Source organism: Gilliamella sp. wkB308, from assembly GCF_001690185.1.
In the GTDB taxonomy this organism is placed as follows: Bacteria; Pseudomonadota; Gammaproteobacteria; order Enterobacterales; family Orbaceae; genus Gilliamella; species Gilliamella apicola_I.
Map to the genome: position 1 here is coordinate 45,651 of NZ_LZGN01000037.1, position 18,567 is coordinate 64,217.

18 protein-coding genes are annotated in these 18,567 nt (G+C 35.4%); 5 read left to right on the forward strand and 13 right to left on the reverse strand.

Features of this window, described 5'->3' with window-relative positions; all coding sequences use genetic code 11:
* Positions 1–15: 15 nt before the first annotated feature.
* Complete coding sequence (gene dacB / locus A9G10_RS06595; RefSeq protein WP_065558759.1) at positions 16–1,458, reverse strand: serine-type D-Ala-D-Ala carboxypeptidase; 1,443 nt, start codon at positions 1,456–1,458, stop codon at positions 16–18.
* Positions 1,459–1,632: 174 nt separating this feature from the next.
* On the opposite strand from dacB, the gene A9G10_RS06600 reads away from it, so the two are divergent.
* Positions 1,633–2,664, forward strand: a complete 1,032-nt coding sequence (locus A9G10_RS06600) for a TerC/Alx family metal homeostasis membrane protein (RefSeq protein ID WP_065558760.1) — start codon at positions 1,633–1,635, stop codon at positions 2,662–2,664.
* Between the two features lie 46 nt (positions 2,665–2,710).
* Here the strand turns inward: A9G10_RS06600 and cycA are convergent, their stop codons facing one another.
* Positions 2,711–4,084, reverse strand: a complete 1,374-nt coding sequence (gene cycA / locus A9G10_RS06605; protein ID WP_065558761.1) for a D-serine/D-alanine/glycine transporter — start codon at positions 4,082–4,084, stop codon at positions 2,711–2,713.
* Between the two features lie 192 nt (positions 4,085–4,276).
* Between cycA and mltA the strand changes: the two genes are divergently transcribed.
* The 3 genes from mltA (at position 4,277) to asmA (ending at position 7,934) form a co-directional block, all read left to right on the forward strand.
* Positions 4,277–5,356 (forward strand): murein transglycosylase A, encoded by a 1,080-nt coding sequence (gene mltA, locus A9G10_RS06610; RefSeq protein WP_143425970.1) that lies wholly within the window; start codon positions 4,277–4,279, stop codon positions 5,354–5,356.
* 70 nt (positions 5,357–5,426) lie between these two features.
* The gene (gene dcd, locus A9G10_RS06615; protein WP_065558762.1) at positions 5,427–6,008 is read left to right on the forward strand and encodes a dCTP deaminase; all 582 of its coding nucleotides are present in this window, start codon (positions 5,427–5,429) and stop codon (positions 6,006–6,008) included.
* 33 nt (positions 6,009–6,041) lie between these two features.
* Entirely contained in the window at positions 6,042–7,934 is a 1,893-nt protein-coding gene (asmA, locus tag A9G10_RS06620) for an outer membrane assembly protein AsmA (RefSeq protein ID WP_065558763.1), read from the forward strand.
* 103 nt (positions 7,935–8,037) lie between these two features.
* Here asmA and hslU read toward each other — a convergent pair whose 3' ends face one another.
* From hslU to sucC, 11 genes are all read right to left on the reverse strand, one after another.
* Positions 8,038–9,366: an HslU--HslV peptidase ATPase subunit gene (hslU, locus tag A9G10_RS06625; RefSeq protein WP_065558764.1), complete on the reverse strand. Its 1,329-nt coding sequence runs from the start codon at positions 9,364–9,366 to the stop codon at positions 8,038–8,040.
* Between the two features lie 26 nt (positions 9,367–9,392).
* Positions 9,393–9,920 (reverse strand): ATP-dependent protease subunit HslV, encoded by a 528-nt coding sequence (gene hslV, locus A9G10_RS06630; protein ID WP_025316169.1) that lies wholly within the window; start codon positions 9,918–9,920, stop codon positions 9,393–9,395.
* A 170-nt stretch (positions 9,921–10,090) separates the two neighbouring features.
* On the reverse strand, positions 10,091–11,104 hold the full coding sequence (gene tolA / locus A9G10_RS06635) for a cell envelope integrity protein TolA (protein WP_065559016.1): 1,014 nt from the start codon (positions 11,102–11,104) through the stop codon (positions 10,091–10,093).
* A gap of 30 nt (positions 11,105–11,134) precedes the next feature.
* A complete protein-coding gene (tolR, locus tag A9G10_RS06640; RefSeq protein ID WP_065558765.1) occupies positions 11,135–11,554 on the reverse strand; it encodes a colicin uptake protein TolR in 420 nt (139 codons plus the stop codon).
* 3 nt (positions 11,555–11,557) lie between these two features.
* Positions 11,558–12,229 carry a protein TolQ gene (tolQ, locus tag A9G10_RS06645; RefSeq protein WP_218837365.1) on the reverse strand — a complete coding sequence of 224 codons (672 nt, stop codon included), beginning with the start codon at positions 12,227–12,229 and terminating at the stop codon, positions 11,558–11,560.
* A gap of 9 nt (positions 12,230–12,238) precedes the next feature.
* Positions 12,239–12,634, reverse strand: coding sequence for a tol-pal system-associated acyl-CoA thioesterase (gene ybgC / locus A9G10_RS06650; RefSeq protein ID WP_065558767.1), 396 nt, complete (start codon positions 12,632–12,634; stop codon positions 12,239–12,241).
* Positions 12,635–12,814: 180 nt separating this feature from the next.
* Positions 12,815–12,928, reverse strand: coding sequence for a cytochrome bd-I oxidase subunit CydX (gene cydX, locus A9G10_RS06655; protein ID WP_065558768.1), 114 nt, complete (start codon positions 12,926–12,928; stop codon positions 12,815–12,817).
* Between the two features lie 9 nt (positions 12,929–12,937).
* Positions 12,938–14,074 (reverse strand): cytochrome d ubiquinol oxidase subunit II, encoded by a 1,137-nt coding sequence (gene cydB, locus A9G10_RS06660; protein ID WP_065558769.1) that lies wholly within the window; start codon positions 14,072–14,074, stop codon positions 12,938–12,940.
* 19 nt (positions 14,075–14,093) lie between these two features.
* The gene (locus A9G10_RS06665; RefSeq protein ID WP_065558770.1) at positions 14,094–15,665 is read right to left on the reverse strand and encodes a cytochrome ubiquinol oxidase subunit I; all 1,572 of its coding nucleotides are present in this window, start codon (positions 15,663–15,665) and stop codon (positions 14,094–14,096) included.
* A gap of 110 nt (positions 15,666–15,775) precedes the next feature.
* Positions 15,776–16,642 carry a succinate--CoA ligase subunit alpha gene (gene sucD / locus A9G10_RS06670; protein WP_065558771.1) on the reverse strand — a complete coding sequence of 289 codons (867 nt, stop codon included), beginning with the start codon at positions 16,640–16,642 and terminating at the stop codon, positions 15,776–15,778.
* Between the two features lie 27 nt (positions 16,643–16,669).
* Entirely contained in the window at positions 16,670–17,839 is a 1,170-nt protein-coding gene (sucC, locus tag A9G10_RS06675; protein ID WP_065558772.1) for an ADP-forming succinate--CoA ligase subunit beta, read from the reverse strand.
* Between the two features lie 179 nt (positions 17,840–18,018).
* Here sucC and fldA point away from each other — a divergent pair, with 179 nt between their 5' ends.
* Positions 18,019–18,531, forward strand: coding sequence for a flavodoxin FldA (fldA, locus tag A9G10_RS06680; protein WP_065558773.1), 513 nt, complete (start codon positions 18,019–18,021; stop codon positions 18,529–18,531).
* Positions 18,532–18,567 lie beyond the last annotated feature (36 nt).

Consider the following 18,567-nt stretch of genomic DNA (forward strand, 5'->3'; position numbering starts at 1 on the left):
TGCCAACATCATTTTTTATTCACCAATCACAAATTTTTTATAAAATTCAGATTCGAAACGCATTATCGCACTATTTTTAGGCTCATCCCGCCTTTCAGGATGATACCCCGAAAGTAACTGGACAAAAGCGATAATTTTTCCATCTGATTTTTCAATAAATCCAGCTAAATTATAGCTGCCTTGTATATATCCCGTTTTTGCCCGTATGGTTTCTATAAAAGGCGGTTGATTAAAGCTCTTACGATATTGTAAAGTTCCATCCTTCCCTGCAACTGGAAGTTTTTCAATAATTTTGAGATCGCGATCATGAGCTGAAATATATTGCAGAATTTCCATCATCTTGTCTGCACTGACCAGATTCAATCTAGATAAACCTGAACCGTCAACAATCACCAAATTTTCGAGATCAATACCGGCTTTTTTAAGTAAAATTTGTTTAACCGCATCCCCACTATTTCGCCATGTACCTTGAATTTTAAAGTAATGAGCCCCAATCGTTCTAAAGATAGCATCAGCGTACAGATTGTTTGATTTTTTCAACATTACAGTTAACAATTCTGAAAGGGGTGCAGACTGGCTTGAAACTAATAATGAAAGTTTGCTATTTATGGGCTCATTACGTGCTGAAATCGCACCATTAAACGAAATTTTCTGTTGTTTTAACTCATTTTTCAAAACACTTGAAAAATAATCCACACCATTAAGTACAGCAAATTTTAATGCTATTTTATCTGATCCTGACGCAATACATCCGGATAATTGATAGCGATTTTTGTCAATATAACTGGCATCAAGCTCACAGTATTTATCATTCAAATCTTTACTGTTTTTAGCTATAGTTTTAACATTACCAGTCACCGTGACAGGAATATTTGCGGAAACAGAAATGGAAGCTTTAGCCCCAACTTTACCAGGTTTGATTGTCACATAAAAACAATTATCATCAATTATTGCAGCTGACGGCGGTGCATTGTAACAAGCTGTTAAATTATTCCAAGACCAACCTTCTGCTTTATCGTGACTGGTAAATTTAGAAGTATCTAAAATAACTTTGCCCGTTATTTTTTCAACACCTTTCCCACGTAAACTTGCCAGCATATTTTTTAACTGTCCACGCGTAAAAGTAGGATCACCACTCAGTTGAATAATCAAATCACCATTTAATTGTTTATTGGCAATTGAACCATTAGTTAACATTTTAGTTTCAAATCTAAAATCTGACCCTAGTTCAAGCTCTGCTGCAAGTGCAGTGATCACTTTTTGGGTGCTGGCTGGCTGTTTAAATTGATCGCTTTTATATTTAGCTAATGTTTTGTGTTTGTCATCAACAGATTGAACCAAAATTGATATATCACTACCTTTAGGTAACGACGATACATAAGACTCAACAGATTGAGCTTGCAATATACCGGAAAAAAAAGAAATAATAAAAAAACTTACTACTTTGAAATTTTTCATCAAAATCAGCTCAAAATATTTTTAATTAATGGGAAGGGATATTGAAAACAAATATATCTTTTTTTGTTATTGCTATCAATATATACTCAACTACTTTTATAAATATGTTCTGTAAAAATAGTTAAATTTTGTTATTAAAAGATCATGACATAACTACATACTAGGCGATAAATTATGATTCACAACTCATTAGGCTTTCCAATTGAAACGGTCATCGTTTTTATTGTATTAGCATTAACAGCTATTATTATCGATTTATATGCGCATCATAACGATAAACCCATAAATTTAAAAAATGCTGTTAAATGGTCACTATTTTGGATTGCTGTAGCGTTAGGATTTACGCTCTATCTATATCTTCATCATGGTAGTGCAATAGCAAGCTTATTTATCACTGGTTATGTACTTGAAAAGGCTCTCTCTGTTGATAATTTATTTGTAATTATGGCTATCTTTTCATGGTTTTCTGTACCTGAAAATTATCGTCATCGCTTGCTTTATTGGGGGGTAATAGGCGCCATAATATTCCGTGCTATTTTTGTTATCATTGGCACGGGTTTATTAGCTTTAGGGCCTTGGATGGAACTCGTTTTTTCCGTTATTGTTGCTTTTACGGGTTTTATGATGTTAAAAAATCAAGGTGAAAATGAAGAAATAAAAGATTATTCAAACCATTTCGCTTATCGAATAGCAAAACGTATTTTCCCCGCTTATCCTAAAATTGTCGGGCATCACTTTTTATTAACCTCAAAACAGTTAGATCAAGAACTTGCAAAACCTGAAAACAGTGACTTAATTGGCAAATTACCTAAAAGAGCTTTATACGCAACCCCGCTTTTTTTATGTATTACTGTAATTGAACTTAGCGATGTGATGTTTGCCTTTGATTCTGTCCCTGCTGTCATCGCCGTTAGCCAAGAACCACTCATCGTTTATAGCGCCATGATTTTTGCAATTTTAGGTCTTAGAACCATGTATTTTGTTTTAGAAGCCATGAAACAATACTTAGTTCACTTAGGAAAAGCGGTTATTTGTTTACTGTTTTTTATAGCAATCAAATTAGCATTAAATGCAAGTAACCATTTATTTGGGCATGGCATTGATATTAGTCCTATAACAAGCCTTTATATCGTATTAGGCATATTAGCAATCGGTATTATTGCCAGTATCATTTGGCCTGAAAAAGATCACCATAAAGCAAATTAATCTTCAGACAATGAGTAGGAATTCATCCTACTCATTATCTTAATAATTATTGACGTCTTAGCGAACGTATGAAATAGCTTATCCCTAAAATCACAAACCAAATTGGTGTCGCAATCAATGCTTGACGAGTATCTTTTTCAAAAGTAAGTAGGACGATAACAAATATAAAAAACATCAAGCTAACCAAGCACATCACATTACCACCTGGCATCTTAAATTGAGATTGTTCGTGCAAATTCACTTTTTTTCGTCGATAAGCCATATACGATATCAAAATCATCGACCAAATAAACATAAATAATATGGCGGAAATCGTCGTTACTATGGTGAAAGCTTCCATCACATTAGGAACTAAATAAATTAGAACTACACCACCAAACAGACAAGTACATGAAAAGAGCAAACCATTGGCAGGAACTGAACGACGTGATAATTTTCCAAAAGGCTCTGGTGCATCTTGCTTTTTAGCCAAACCAAATAACATTCGGCTGGTAGAATAGATACCACTATTAGCCGACGAAGCAGCCGATGTTAATACCACAAAATTAATAATGCTTGCTGCCGCCGGTAAACCTATTAGGGTGAATAATTCAACAAATGGACTCTTATTTGGTGAAATAAATGACCATGGTGTCACACTCATAATGATAATTAATGCAAACACGTAAAAGAAGATAATACGTGCGGGCACAGAATTAATGGCACGCGGTAAATTTTTATTCGGATCAACTGTTTCAGCGGCGGTAGTACCAACCAGTTCAATTCCCACAAAAGCAAAAATAGCTATCTGAAAACCGGCAAAGAATCCCATAAAACCATGAGGAAAAAATCCACCATAATCCCAAAGATTCGAAAATGCAGCTGTAGTATTCGTTTGGTCTGAGTGGTATGCAGTGAAAATTAATCCTAATCCAATACCAATCAAAGCTAAAATCGCAATAATTTTAATCATTGAAAACCAAAATTCGGTTTCGCCAAACATTTTTACTGTTAATAAATTAAGTGTTAACAGTAAAACGACAGTTAATAACATCGGGATCCAAGATTGCAAATCAGGAAACCAATGCTGTGCATAACCAGCAATAGCAACCACATCAGCAATACCTGTTACCACCCAACAAAACCAATAAGTCCAACCAGTAAAAAATCCTGCCCAAGGGCCTAATAGATCATTGGCAAAATCACTAAACGATTTATATTTCAAGTTTGAAAGCAAGATTTCACCCATTGCTCGCATAACAAAAAATAAGATAAAACCAATAATCATGTAAACAAAGATGATAGAAGGTCCAGCAAGGCTAATTGTTTTTCCTGAACCCATAAATAAGCCTGTACCGATTGCACCACTAATTGCAATCAACTGGATATGCCGATTAGAAAGATTTCGTTTTAGGTCATTGTTTGAGGATGTATTGCTCATCACTATTATTACCTTTTATTCCGTAATTTTCGATTTTTTTGAGGAATATAGGACTATAAATTCAATATTGCTAAATCGCAAGCTGATTTTTTATGAAAACTTTTTATTGTCAGTGAATAATTATGAGTAGTTTCTTATAATATAATTGTGTAGCATATTCAATACCGTTTATTATTGATAATAACTAACAAGATGAAAAAAAAACAAAATCATTATCTTTTCATTGTTTTTATTGCCTTTTTTACTCTTTCGCTATTAACCAGTTGCCAAGATAAACCCATTCAACAGGGTCAACAATATTTGGACGGGCGATTACCTTTATCACTTAATATCAGCTATCCAAATTTAGATACACCTGTAAACATCACAGACTACATTATGCAGGTGGAACAAATAAAAACCGCATCGCCCGCTTTGTACAAACAAAATGAACATATTTATAAAGCTGTTGATGATTGGATTAATGGCTTACTTGCTTCTAATGAATTTCACAAAGTAGGATTAAATAGTTATGAAATGTCTGGTCAAGATGGATTTGGAAACGTGCACTTAACTGGTTATTATACCCCGATTATTAAAGCCAGACATAAACCTACGAAAGAATTTAAATATCCTATTTATAAAATGCCGGTTAACCATAAAGGTCAATTACCAAGTCGTCAACAGATTTACAAAGGCGCTTTAGCTGGCAAAGGACTTGAAATTGCTTATGGTAATTCATTAATTGAAAACTTCATTATGGAAGTACAAGGTAGTGCCTATATTGATTTTGAAGATGGTGAACCTTTGGTCTTTTTCAGCTATGGCGGTAAAAATGGACATGGCTATTCCAGCATTGGAAGAATTTTAATTGAACAAGGTGAAATTGAAAAAGAAAAGATATCACTACAAGCAATCAGAGATTGGGCAACAACCAAAACTGAAAAACAGCTCAAAACTTTACTAACTGAAAACCGATCCTTTGTCTTTTTTAAACCCCGATACAATGCTGATGTCAAAGGAGCAGCGGCTGTACCTTTGGTTGCTAATGCATCGGTAGCATCAGATAAGTTACTTGTTCCTCTTGGTTCGGTAGTGTTAATGGATTTACCATTACTTGATGATGATGGTCAATATAGTGGTAGACGAGAAACTCGTTTAATGGTTGCGCTTGATGTAGGAGGCGCTATAAAAGGCCATCATTTTGACCTTTATCTTGGCGTTGGAAATGACGCAGGTAAACTAGCTGGATACTACAATCATTATGGTCGGGCATGGGTAATTAAACCTTAATTTACGAACATCGACGGCATAACAAGAAACTGCTAAAATAGCAGGATAGAGGCTCAATTAAGGATAACTCATGAGATTATGCGATCGAGATATTGAAGCATATTTACAAAACGGTAAATTAAAAATAACCCCTCAACCTGCACCAAGTTCAATAAATGGCGCAACAGTTGATGTCAGGTTAGGTAATCAATTTCGGACTTTCCGAGAACATACAACTCCCTATATCGATTTAAGTGGACCCAAAGAAGAAGTTTCCGCAGTATTAGAACGTGTAATGAGTGATGAAATAGTACTATCAGAAGGTCATGTTTTTTACCTTCATCCAGGAGAACTTGCATTAGCCGTTACACTTGAATCTGTGACGATTCCTGATGATTTAGTTGGCTGGCTTGATGGACGTTCTTCATTAGCCAGACTTGGTCTTATGGTGCATGTAACTGCCCATCGTATTGATCCAGGTTGGCAAGGACAAATTGTCTTAGAGTTTTTTAATTCTGGAAAAATCCCATTAGCACTTAGACCTGGGATGACTATCGGAGCCCTAAGTTTTGAGACTTTAACAGGGCGAGCGGCGAGACCTTACAATCGTCGACAAGATGCAAAATATAAAGACCAACATGGCGCTGTAGCCAGTCGTATTGATAAAGACTAATTCAGCATATAACCTTACTATAGGAACACTAATATGATAAAAAAAATATTGGTTACTCTTTTCATTTTAATTCTGATTATCGCTATTGGGATCATTTCACTGATTGTTTTTGTCGATCCTAATAATTTCCGGGGATTTATTTCTGATAAAGTAAGAGATAAAACAGGTTATGAATTAACTATTGAGGGTGATTTACGTTGGCATATTTGGCCACAAGTCAGTTTATTAACCGATTCGGTAAAACTGAATGATGCCGGTGCGCAAAAACCCATTTTGACCGCAGATAATATGCGACTAGATGTTGAACTGCTACCTCTTTTTTCGAAAAAGTTGGTGGTAAAAAATGTTTTTGTTAAGTCGGCTGTCATCAATATTACCGATGAGAGCAAAGGTGAAATGGCACATAAAAAAAACGCCAACAATATACCTAATAAACCTGATGAAGATAAGCAAAAGAATGAAGAGCAAAGCAAATCAAGTTGGCAATTCACATTGAACAAATTTGAAGTTGCAGATAGCACTTTAGTACTACAACAAAAAGATACGCTAATCAATTTTAGGAACATTAACTTAACGGTTGAACAAAAAGCGGATAAAAATCTCAATGTTGATTTCAAAGGAAATGTTGACAAAAATCAACAGGATTTATTCTATGTTGCAAATGCCAATATTGATTTAAGCCAATACCCTGAACAAGCGACAATCGATCTGAAAAAATTTGATTATACGTTAACAGGTATCGGTGTTCCTAGTGGTGAAATAAAAGGTAATTTGAAAACTGTTTTACATTATCAAAAAAATCCACAAAGCGTGAACACTCAAGATCTTATATTATCCGTTAATGATAATACATTTACAGGCAATGTTAGTCTCAATTTAGCTAACAAGCCATATTTAGCGTTAGATCTCAATTCTGATAAATTAAATTTAGATCCGTTTATTGCAACCAAAGAAAAGCCTAGTGATAATGAAAGTAGCCCATCACAGCAAACGACACCTGTTGTATCAACAGTTCAAAAAACTCATAATGAACTTGATTTCCTAAATAGTTTCAATGCGAAAGCTAAGTTGAATATTAAGCAAATCGTCGCGAATCAAATAACACTTGATAATGTGCATGCAGATATCAGTAATAATGATGGTATAGCAACGTTTAATAATCTGAATTTTGATTTTGCTAAAGGGCATATTACGGCAAATGGTTTTGCCAGCGGCAAACAAAAAAATGCATTAATTAAGCTGAACAGTAAAATCAGTAACATCGATTTAAACGAATTCTTCAATCAAATCAATACACCAAATGATTTAGTAGGCGTATTTAATGCAAACGGAGAATTAGAAGCAAGCACCATATCCACAGCTAACTTGCTATCAAGTTTACGAGGAAACGTTGCTATCAACATAGCTAATGCCAGATTGGATAATATTAATATTCAAAATATCATTCAAAACGCGGCAGCAAAATATAGTAAAGATGTGCTGACAACCGAAAATCAACAAAAATACACCGAGTTTCATCAAATTTCTGCTAATGGGAATATAAATAATGGTAATTTGGATGTCACGACATTAACCGCGAATTCAGAAACATTAGATATTATAAATGGTTCGGGAAGAGTAGGACTAGTTCAAAAAGACCTCGATATCAATTTAAATGTCAAGATGTTAGGTGGTTGGAATGGAAAAAGTGAAACCATTGCCAAATTACAACAATTAACGATTCCACTACGAATTTATGGTGAATTTACAAAACTTCATTATCAAATTGATATTAGCCAAGTTTTTAAAGATGTTCTTAATGATAAACTACAACAAGGATTAGATAAACTTCGAGAAAAACTCGAAAATCGAAATTCAAAAGATGATTCTAAATCAAAATCGAAGCAAAAAGCGGCGGATATCTTAGGTCAGTTATTCAAAAAATAGTGCTTAATCTGCACGTTAAATTGATTGTTATGACTACTATCAATGATGTTAATAAAAAAGGTGAGATTAACTCACCTTTTTTTATTCGATAAAGACCATTTATTTATAGAATAAATTTACTTAAATCTTCATCCGCAACCAGTTTATCTAAGTGATCGCCTACATATTTAGCATCAATAGTAATAGTTTGACCACCTAATTCACTTGCATCAAACGAGACTTCTTCCATTAATCGTTCTAACACTGTATGCAAACGACGAGCACCAATATTTTCATTTTGTTCATTCACCTGCCAAGCAGATTCAGCTATTTTACGGATACCATCAGACGTAAATTCGATATTAACACCCTCTGTTGCCATTAATGCTTTGTATTGTACTGTAAGCGAGGCATTTGGCTCAGTTAAAATTCGCTCAAAATCTTCAGTTGTTAACGCCTGTAATTCAACCCTTATAGGTAAACGCCCTTGAAGTTCAGGGATTAAATCAGATGGATTAGCGGTTTGGAAAGCACCCGAAGCAATAAATAGAATATGGTCGGTTTTTACTGCACCATGTTTAGTTGAAACAGTACATCCCTCAACAAGTGGTAATAGATCACGCTGTACACCTTCACGTGAAACATCAGGGCCCGACGAATTACCTCGTTTACAGACTTTATCAATTTCATCAATAAATACGATGCCATTTTGTTCCACAGCTTCGATAGCTTCATGTTTAAGATCGTCAGGGTTAACCAATTTAGCAGCTTCTTCTTCAATCAACTGTTTAAATGCATCCTTAATTTTCATCTTACGTGGTTTGGTTTTTTGTCCACCGAGATTTTGAAACATTGATTGTAATTGATTCGTCATCTCTTCCATACCCGGAGGAGCCATAATTTCGACGCCAATATTAACGCCAGCAACTTCAATCTCTATCTCTTTATCGTCAAGCGCACCTTCACGTAATTTTTTTCGAAATGCTTGTCTTGCTGTAGAGTCATTGTTGTTTTCAACTTGACCCCAGCCATCTTTAGCCGGAGGGACAAGTACATCTAAAATCCGTTCTTCAGCCAGTTCTTCAGCACGATTACGATTTCTTTCCATCGCTTCTTGTCGAATCATTTTTACCGCTGAATCCGTCAAATCTCGAATAATAGAATCGACTTCTTTACCAACATAACCCACTTCAGTAAATTTCGTCGCTTCAACTTTAATAAAAGGTGCATGAGCTAATTTCGCTAAGCGCCTTGCAATTTCTGTTTTACCAACACCAGTTGGCCCAATCATTAATATATTTTTTGGCGTGACTTCGTGACGAAGTGCTTCATCTAGTTGCATACGACGCCAACGATTACGTAACGCAATTGCAACGGAACGTTTAGCTTTATCTTGTCCAATAATATGTTGGTTTAGTTCGCTTACAATTTCGCGAGGAGTCATTTCAGACATAATATAATTCTCTTAAATCAGTTAAATTAATAATTAAGTTCTTCAATTGTTTGGAAATTATTGGTATACACACAAATATCGCCGGCAATCGATAATGATTTTTGTACAATATCATGGGCAGATAACGAAGTATTATCCAGCAAAGCTCTTGCCGCAGCTTGAGCATAAGGCCCACCAGAACCAATTGCAATTAAATCATCTTCTGGTTGAATTACATCCCCTGTACCAGTAATAATAAGTGAAGCACTTTCATCAGCAACAGCAAGTAACGCTTCTAATTTGCGTAACATTCTGTCTGTTCGCCAATCTTTCGCTAGTTCAACCGCTGCCTTCGTCAAATGACCTTGATGCATTTCTAATTTACGCTCAAATAATTCAAAAAGTGTAAAAGCATCAGCAGTACCACCAGCAAAACCTGCAATCACTTTGTTATTATAAAGACGACGAACTTTACGTGCATTTCCTTTCATAATAATACGTTCGCCTAGTGTGACTTGACCGTCTCCACCGATTACAACTTGCCCTTCTCGACGGACACTGACAATTGTTGTCATATTCTGCTCCTTCTCTTACATAAATATCTTAATTTGGAATGAATAGGTTATATATTGGGATGATAAATTGGTTTTCAACATCTTTTATACAAAGATGTTGTCGATTTATTGAATGAATAGATAATCAAGATTCATTTCACATTGTAAAATCAATTGAAAATCCATATTTACTATGGCTCAAAGTTGATTATCATCTTTTTGACTTCAGGATAAAGTATTTGAGAAGGTTCCGGAATTATGGCTAACAATGTAGCAGCAACGGCTTCACGGCATAATGCATCATCGCCACTTAACACTTTATGATCTAATAATAGACCATCCGGTGCGATTTGAATTTGTAATTGACAACGCTGTCCAACATAAAGTCGATTTGGATTAATAAATTTATTACTTATCGCGGTTTTAACTAAAAATTTATATTTATCTAATTCGCCGTTAGAAACACCCTTTCTTGTTGCTGGTGCGCTTGATCCGCCTGTTGTAAGTTCACCTAATAGATCATTAACAGCTTTATCATTTGCTGCCTTTTGTTGCGCTGCTCGTTTAGCAGCTTCCTTTTTTTCGCGTGCTGCTTTTTCTTCAGCAGCTTTTTTTTCTGCTTCCTGCTTTTCTTGTGCTGCTTTTTCTGCAGCAGCTCTTTTTTCTGCTTCTAACTTTTCTCGTACTGCTTTTTCTTCAGCGGCTCGCTTTTCAGCTTCTTGCTTTTCTTGTGCTGCTTTTTCTTCAGCGGCTCGCTTTTCTGCTTCTAACTTTTCTTGTGCTGCTTTTTCTTCGGCGGCTCGCTTTTCAGCTTCTTGCTTTTCTTGTGCTGCTTTTTTCTCAGCCTCAAGCTGTTCTTGTTTAAGTTTTTCAGCAAGTTTTAAACGTTCTTTTTCTAAATCCTTTAAATACTGTTGCTGTTCTAGCTGCTTTTGCTGCAACAACTGATTCTGTTTTGTTATTTGCTCATCAACCTGTTGCCTTAATTGCTGTTGATTTTTTTGACTTTGTGATTGCCTATTATATTGTTCAGTCATAATGGATGGATCAACCATAATTGCATCAATTGATTGACCATTGACCGTACCATAATTATCACTATCATCTTGTATAGCTTTATAACATAAAAAAATGATCAATAGCACATGAAACAAGATTGATAGAATTATTGCTAAACTGAATTTTGAATTTGAATTTTTAGACATTGCTGACATTTTAATGTGTTTTATTCTAGTTTACATTGGTTGTGTCATTAAACCAACAGATTTAACACCTGCCGATTGTAATAAGTTTAAAGCTTTTATAATTTCTTCATAAGGTACATTTTTAGCTCCTCCGACTAAAAATACCGCCTTTTCATTCAATGCTAATAACTGCTTAACTTCGGCAATGATCTGTTCTTGCTGTAAGCTTTCTTGTGGCACACCATCAATTCTAAGTGTATAAACGCCGATATCTGCCACTTCTAAAATTATGGTTTTATTTTCAGAGGCTGAAACCGTCTTAGATTCAGTTGATTCAGGCAGATCGACTTCAACGCTTTGGCTAATAATAGGGGCTGTTGCCATAAAAATAAGTACCAATACTAATAGTACATCGAGCAATGGTACAATGTTAATCTCTGATTTAGTTGAAAAACGTGAACTTCTGCGCATAGTTTATTTCCTGACAGCCACAGCTTGACGCTGTAAAATAGCTGAAAATTCATCAATAAAGTTGAGATAGCTTTGCTCAATACGGCTGACTTTCAACGATAAACGATTAAATGCCATAACCGCTGGTATTGCAGCAAATAAACCAATCGCTGTTGCAATTAAAGCTTCAGCTATACCTGGCGCAACAAGTTTTAATGTCGCTTGTTTAGCAGCACCAAGAGAAATGAAAGCATGCATGATTCCCCAAACGGTACCAAATAACCCAATATAAGGACTAATAGAACCTACCGTACCTAAGAAAGGAATATGCTGTTCAAGATTATCAAGTTCACGATTCATAGCAAGGCGCATAGAACGAGATGCACCGTCTAAAGCTGCCTCTGGCATATTTGGATTGATTTGATATAAACGGGTAAATTCTTTAAAACCTGAATAAAAAATATGTTCTGTGCCTGTAATTTCATCTTTATTTGATTTTGCTTTCTCAAATAAAACATTCAACTCGTCAGCAGCCCAAAAACGATTATCAAATTGTTCAATTTGCTTTTTGGCTTGCCTTAACACCTTAGTTCTCTGAAAAATAATCGCCCATGACATAATTGAAAACATCAATAATAACAACATAACACATTGCACTAAAAGACCTGCTTGTAAGAACAGATTAACAATATTCAGATTTTCCACTTATATAAACTCCAAAACTAGTGACTTTGGAAGCCCACAAGGCTTCATTTTAGTGATATCAACACAAGCAATCACAACATCAGCACTGCTAATCACTTGATTGTTCTCATTAATAATAGTTTGCTTAAAAATTATAGATGCCTTGCGAATTTGATCAACTTTACTATTAATAGTTAACAGGTCATCCAAACGAGCGGGAAAGTGATAGCTAATATCCATCTTTTTGACAACAAAAGCAATACTTTCTTGTAATAGCTTATGTTGACTGATTCCAAGTTGTCTTAGCAATTCTGTTCTCGCTCGCTCATAAAAAGCAAGATACCTGGCATGATATACAACACCTCCAGCATCAGTATCTTCATAATAAACTCTAGCATTCCAATTAAATTCTTTCATATTTGTATTTACATATTTTAAAAGCAATATGTTTTATTATATCTAAATCTTAAATATGCTGCACTATGATATAGAATTACTCAAATGAAAACAATTATCATTTGTAACATAATAATGATTTAAATTAGCGATGAATGAAAAAGGTGACATTTGTCACCTTTAAAAATATAGAGATGCTTATTAATTGTTATTTTTGGGCTCTTTTTCACTGTTTGTTTGTTCAACCCAAAGTCCAGTAACAACAGCAAGCATACATGCTGCAATAAGACCGATAAACCATAAAAAGTAATACATAATTATACCTTAATAAAGTGAATGTTTGTTATTTTCGATATGATTTTTATCAAGTCGTCCGAACATTTTAATATATGACCAAGTAGTATAGAAAAGGATAATGGGTAAAAATATCACTACTACAAAGAACATAATATTAAGTGTTAACTGGCTTGATGTTGAATCCCACATTGTTAAACTCGCATTAGGCATAATGCTAGATGGTATAATGAATGGGAACGTTGCTATGCCATAAGTTAATAACACACAAGCAATAGTTAACGTTGATAAAATAAATGATAAAGCATTTTTATTTAACCCAGAACAAACAATGTTGAGTAAAGGTAAAACAACACCGAGTACAGGAACAATCCATAAAATTGGATAATTCATATAATTTCTAAGCCATGTTGATTCGGTGGACACCACTTTATTTAATGGCTGTGACGTGACACTATGATCTATCGTGCTGACTACTTCATAACCATGCATACCAAACATAACCCAAATACCCGCTAAAATAAATGTAATGACTAAAATTAAGCAAGATATTTGAGTTGCTTTTCGGGCTCTTAAATATAATTCACCTGAGGTTTTCATTTGCAACCAAGTGCCGCCGTGAGCAACAAACAACATCAAACTCACCACACCGGTTAATAAAGCAAACGGATTAAGCAAACCAAAGAAATTTCCATCATAAAAGACACGATAAGAATTATCAAATCTAAATGGAACGCCTTCTAATAAATTACCAAAAGCTACCCCAAAAACAAGAGCAGGAACAAAGCTACCAATAAAGATTGCAATATCCCATAAACTCCGCCATTTTGAATTTTCAAGTTTACTGCGATAATCAAAACCTATTGGTCTAAAAAATAATGCACATAAAACCAAAATCATCGCGATGTAAAAGCCCGAAAAGGACACAGCATAAGCAAATGGCCATGCAGCAAAAATCCCAGCTCCAGCAGTAATTAGCCAAACCTGATTACCATCCCAATGAGGCGCAATAGAATTTATCATAATTCGGCGTTCGGTATCTGTTTTACCAATGAAAGGAAGTAAAATACCCACCCCCATATCAAAACCATCAGTGATAACAAAACCAATCAAGATAACGCTAATTAGCAACCACCAAATAGCTCGTAGAATTTCGTAATCAATCATTGTGTTTACTCCCTTTGTCCTATTCTGTAGTTGGTTGCGTTTTTTCGTAATGATATTTGCCTGTACCTAAAGAACTTGGTCCAAGACGGGCAAATTTAAACATTAAGAACATTTCAGCAACTAAGAACAGAGTATAAAGTCCACAAATCAGTATCATAGTAAATAATACTTCACCTGGAGTTAACGACGAATTAGCAACGCCTGTTGGTAAAATATCTTGTATTGCCCATGGTTGACGACCGTATTCAGCAACAAACCAACCACACTCACAAGCGATCCATGGAAAAGGTAAGAAAACTAATAATAAACGATGTAGCCAACGTTTTTCACCAATTTTATTTTTATAAGTAGTCCATAATGCAAGACCTGTCCCTAAGATCATTAAAACGCCTAGACCAACCATGATTCTAAATGACCAAAATAGTGGCCAAACCGTAGGAATAGAATCTTCTGTGGCAGCTTTAATGTGCGCTTCCGTCGCTTCCGGAATCGTTAAATTATCTCGATCAGTAAAACGTTTGACTAAATAACCATAACCTAAATCAGCTTTGTTATTTTCAAACAATTTAAGCACATCGGGATCTTGACTTCCTTGTTGGATTTTTTCAAGATTTGTATAAGCTAAAATGCCGTTACGAATTCGCATTTCATTAGTGGCTAAAATATCTTTTAGCCCTGTTACTTGCTTATCCAATGAACGTGTTGTCATGATGCCCATTGCATAAGGTATTTCAATCGCAAATAAATTTTCTTTCTCTTTTTGAGAAGGAAAAGCAATAACATTAAATGATGCAGGCGCGGGTTGAGTTTCCCATTCGGCTTCAATAGCAGCAAGTTTAGCTGGCTGAACGGTTGTCATTTCGTGACCGGCTTCGTCACCCATAATGGCGACAACAATGGATACGATGAAACCAAACATAGCTGCCACGGCAAAAGAGCGTTTAGCAAATTCGCTATCACGTTTTTTAAGTAGATAATAAGAGCTGATACTTAAGACAAAAATCGCACCTGTTAGATAACCTGCTGCGACAGTGTGCACAAATTTGTATTGTGCAACAGAGTTGGTGATCAGATCATAAAAACTTGCCATTTCCATGCGAGAGTTGATTGGATTGAAATCTGAACCGATTGGGAACTGCATCCAACCGTTAGCAACGAGAATCCATAGTGCAGAAAAATTCGACCCAAATGCAACGCACCATGTCACAAGAAGATGTTTACCGCGACTTAATCTATCCCAACCAAAAAAGAATAAACCAACCATTGTTGATTCTAGAAAAAAGGCCATTAACCCTTCTATTGCCAATGGTGCACCAAAAATATCGCCGACGTAATGCGAATAATAAGACCAGTTAGTACCAAACTGAAATTCCATTGTTAAACCTGTTGCTACACCAACAGCGAAGTTAATAGCAAACAGTTTTCCCCAGAATTTAGTCATATCCTTCCAGACTTGCTTACCACTAACAACATATACCGTTTCCATAATTGCTAGCATAAACGCTAAACCTAGCGTTAATGGTACAAAAATAAAATGATACATTGCCGTGAGTGCAAACTGGAGACGCGATAGTTCTACTATATCTAACATAATTGCTCCCTGTTCCTTTTATATGCCCACAAAGTGTATAAAGATATATCGCTATATTGTACATCAATATTTAAAGAATAAAAATTGATTAATGTCAAAAAAAACACTGTTTAAACTGCTTTTTTTACCGCATTACCAATTTCAGCAAGACTACTAACTACAATTACACCAGCAGCAGTTAATGCTTTCACCTTTTCGTCAGCAGTGCCTTTATTACCTGATATAATTGCACCTGCATGCCCCATACGTTTGCCGGCTGGTGCCGACATACCGGCAATATAGGCTATAACAGGTTTGCTAACATGTTTTTTAATATATTCAGCAGCTTCTTCTTCCGCACTACCACCAATTTCACCAATCATCACAATTGCTTTAGTCTTCGGATCTTGCTCAAGTAATGCTAAAATAGAAATAAAATCACTGCCTGGAATGGGATCACCACCAATACCAACACAGACAGATTGACCTAGTCCAATATCAGTAGTTTGTTTGACCGCTTCATAAGTCAAAGTCCCTGATCGAGAAACAATACCGATATTACCAGCTAGATGAATATGCGCAGGCATAATGCCAATTTTACATTCATCAGGCACAATGATACCCGGACAATTAGGACCAATCATAATTGCATCACTCTGTTTTAGCTTTTCTTTTACAATAAGCATATCCAAAGTAGGAATACCTTCAGTGATACAAACAATCAATTTAATACCTGCTTCAATTGCTTCGAGTATTGAATCTTTACCAAATGCCGCTGGAACATAAATTACACTCGCCGTTGCCCCCGTCGCTTCAACAGCTTCTTTGACTGTATTAAAAACCGGCAAGCCAAGATGCGTTGTTCCCCCTTTACCGGGTGTTACTCCCCCAACCAATTGTGTTCCATATTCAATTGCTTGTTGTGAATGAAAGGTACCTTGACTACCCGTAAATCCCTGACAAATGACTTTAGTTGCGTTATTAATTAAAATTGACATAATTATTGTTCCCCACTCTTCCTATTATTATGCGACCGCAACAATTTTTTGTGCAGCATCAGTCAAACTTTCGGCTGTAATAACATTTAATTGGCTTTCAATTAAAATTTCTCTGGCAAGCAGAGCATTATTACCTTCAAGACGGACAACAACAGGAACAGTTAGCCCAATTTCTTTAATGGCGCTGATAATACCATCGGCAATTAAATCACATCGAACAATTCCACCAAAAATATTGACCAATATCGCTTTGACATTTTTATCTGATAAAATCAATTTGAACGCTTCAGCAACACGCTCTTTGGTTGTACCCCCGCCTACATCGAGAAAATTAGCTGGTTTTCCACCATAAAGTTTGATCATATCCATGGTTGCCATTGCCAAACCAGCCCCGTTAACCATACAACCGATATTGCCATCTAACGAAACATAACTAATCCCTTGTTTGGCGGCAATAGATTCACGTTTATCTTCTTGTGTGGTATCTCTTAAAATAGTTAAGTCAGGGTGTCTGAACATTGCGTTATCATCTAAAACGACTTTAGCATCTAAGCAAACGAATTCATCGGCATCGGTAATAACCAGAGGATTGACTTCTGCTAATGACACATCATTTTTTATAAAAAACTGTGCAAAATTAACAAATAGTTTGGCAAATTGGTTAATAAGTTTACCCGTTAACCCTAATTTAAAGGCAAGTTCTCTACCTTGAAAAGCACAAGGACCGGTTAAAGGATCAAGTGCAATTTTATGTATTAAGTGGGGTGATTTTTCAGCGACACTTTCAATATCTACCCCGCCTTCAGTTGAAGCCATGATGACCACACGTTGAATACTTCGATCGATTACTGCCCCTAAATAAAGTTCTTTTTGTATATTGGAAGCTTTTTCAATTAAGATTTGATTAACAAGTTGACCTTCTGATGTGGTTTGATAAGTGACAAGATACTGACCTAACCATTTTTCAGCAAAAAGTTTAATTTGATTAAGATTATCAGTACAAATTACACCACCAGCCTTCCCTCTGCCCCCTGCATGAACTTGACATTTAGCAACCCAAGCCCCTGAATCAGACTTAGAGGATAATTCGGCTAAAGTATCTTGTACTTCATCCATTGAGTTGCATACAAACCCTTCTGGTACGGGTAAGTTGTATTGCTTAAAAAGATATTTGGACTGATATTCATGCAAGTTCATAAACAAATTCCACAACTTAAGTTAATATTAAAAATGGATTCAATTCTAATCCAAGATTAATAAATTGTGTAGTAAATAATATCTTATAGGTATTGTAATTGAGAATTATTGCTGATAATAAGTGACAATGATATACTCATTAGCTAAATTAATATCGTAATAATTGTAAAGGTAAAAAAATGAAACAAGTTGGTATTTTTTTTGGAAGTGATACAGGCAATACAGAAAATGTTGCCAAACAAATCCAACTCATTTTGGGTAACGAAAAAGCCGATCTTTTAGATATTCGAGAAGCCACCAAAGAGCATATCGAACAATATGCATACCTTATTTTCGGTATTCCAACTTGGTATTATGGTGATCCACAAGCAGATTGGGAAGACTTCTTTCCTAATTTAGAGCAAATCGATTTTAACGGAAAAACTGTCGCTATTTTTGGCTGCGGTGATCAAGAAGACTATTCAGAATTCTTCTGCAGTGCAATGGGAACAATACGCGATATTATCGAACCGAAAGGCGCAAAAATTGTTGGACATTGGCCAACTGAAGGTTATCACTTTGAAGCATCTAAAGGTTTAGTTGATGATACACATTTTGTTGGTTTGGCAATTGACGAAGATCGTCAACCAGAATTAACAGAAGAACGCATTTCTACTTGGGTTGAACAAGTAAAAACAGAAATGAATATTTAATCTATTTTAATGATTTAATGTATTTTTCGTTCATCA